This window comes from Pseudomonas sp. HMSC063H08 (assembly GCF_001813645.1).
GTDB classification, from domain to species: Bacteria; Pseudomonadota; Gammaproteobacteria; order Pseudomonadales; family Pseudomonadaceae; genus Pseudomonas; species Pseudomonas aeruginosa.
This window is the reverse complement of record NZ_KV813386.1, coordinates 1-509: the sequence shown is the minus strand read 5'-3', so window position 1 is coordinate 509 and position 509 is coordinate 1. Positions and strand designations below refer to the sequence as shown.

At 54.6% G+C, this 509-nt stretch carries 1 protein-coding gene; it reads left to right on the top strand.

Going from position 1 to position 509, the window contains the following annotated elements:
• Positions 1-175: 175 nt before the first annotated feature.
• Positions 176-310, top strand: a complete 135-nt coding sequence (locus tag HMPREF2924_RS36350; RefSeq protein WP_003121000.1) for a hypothetical protein — start codon at positions 176-178, stop codon at positions 308-310.
• The last annotated feature ends 199 nt before the right edge of the window (positions 311-509 follow it).

The following is a 509-nucleotide window of genomic DNA, read 5'->3' as shown; positions in this document are numbered from 1 at the left end:
TCCGCAAAACTTTCCGCAATCGCAGAAGATCTACGCAAGATTGGAACCACGGCGGTAGCCGCTGGTTTGATCGGCATTTTTCTCGGCGAGCATCGCATCCTGACTGCCCTTGCGCTGTCGGTAGGTGTGGTAATCTGGTCTACAGGTATCTACCTGACTCAGGAGGAATCTTGAGATGAGCCAAACGACTTTCGGCGTGATCATGCTGACCGCCTTGCTTGTAGTGTGCTTGTCGATGGCGGCCTGGGCCGATTGGCCCAACCTCAAGCGCAAGCTTACGAAGTTTAACCATCGGCACCGCCCGCACTGACCTCAAGCCCCTCCGTATGAGGGGCTTTTTCATTCGCGGGGGCTTGACAACTGCAACAGGCCTTTTCATTCTTTGCATCGTGAGCTGCTGACGTTGTCGGCAACCCTCCCCCAGTAGTCATGATCTGAAAGACTACGACACGGATTTCCGTGTAGATCGAACCCAAGATCGCACCAGCTTCCGGTAGCGCGATCAATCA

Bases quoted from the DNA above. Each gene is read 5' to 3' on its own strand.
- HMPREF2924_RS36350 (WP_003121000.1), top strand. From the start codon at position 176: ATGAGCCAAACGACTTTCGGCGTGATCATGCTGACCGCCTTGCTTGTA.